Genomic DNA, 1072 nt, shown 5'->3' on the forward strand with positions numbered 1-1072 from the left:
GACCTTTATGACTCGAATATATTCTAACACGCCAAAGCACTATCAACAATTATCTGCAGCTGAAAGAGGACAGATCGAAGCCTCTTTAAAAGACGGTCTGAGTGTCATGCAGATCGCACAACGTTTAGGTCGGGCACGAAGTACTATTTATCGTGAGATCGCCCGTGGGACGACCTTGCAGCGTAACTCTGATTATTTATTTTACCGCCAATATTTCGCAGAGACCGGCCAGATAAATTATCGGAAAAATCGTAGTCAGTGTCATTCAAAACCGCTGACACGTAATTGTTGGTTATATTTTGCAATGTTAGCAAAAGAGTTGAAGCGACCTTTTCGTTCCCAAAGTGTGGCCAGTTTTACGGCCTATTTCAAACGGATCCATCCTGACAAGCCAACACCGTCGGTAACCACAGTTTACCGTTATATAGATCAAGGGTTATTGCAGCTCAGGAATATTGATTTGCCACAAAAACTCCGGCGGAGAATAAAAACGACAAAACATACCCATGTCAGGCAGAATCAGAAAAACTTGGGCCTCTCGATCGAAAAAAGGCCGGCAGACGTCAAGCAACGCTTGACATTTGGTAATTGGGAAGCTGATTTAGTTAAAGGGGTTAGAAAAGCTAGTGAGCCGGCACTTTTGACTTTAACTGAGCGGAAAACGCGGTATGAAATCGTGCTTAAGGTCCCTAATTATCACGCACAAACTTGCTTAGCAGCTGTGCAAAAGGTTATTAAACAAGCCCCCACACTTTTTAAGACACTCACTTTTGATAATGGAGCAGAGTTTTCGGAGCAAAGTCGTTTAAAAGGAACTACAAGTTACTTCGCGCATCCTTCTTCGCCCTGGGAACGGGGTAGCAATGAGCGTGCGAATGGGCTTTTACGTGAATTTTTCCCTAAAGGACACTCACTGAGGCAAGTCACACCAGAGGAAATACAGCGGGCGCAAAATGCTTTAAATGGCAAATATCGCCGGATCTTAGGTTATCACTCCGCCCAAGAAGCATTAGAAAATGAATTAGCCCAGCCAAATAAGTAGTGGCTAAAGTTCGACAGTGGGAGGCCGGCC

The 1072-nt window shown here is 44.5% G+C and carries 1 protein-coding gene; it reads left to right on the forward strand.

Translation table 11 applies throughout. The features are described from left to right. The first annotated feature begins 7 nt into the window (after positions 1-7). Complete coding sequence (locus FC65_RS10800) at positions 8-1042, forward strand: IS30 family transposase (protein WP_010499999.1); 1035 nt, start codon at positions 8-10, stop codon at positions 1040-1042. Positions 1043-1072: the final 30 nt, after the last annotated feature.

The organism is Ligilactobacillus acidipiscis DSM 15836, from assembly GCF_001435755.1.
Taxonomy (GTDB): Bacteria; Bacillota; Bacilli; order Lactobacillales; family Lactobacillaceae; genus Ligilactobacillus; species Ligilactobacillus acidipiscis.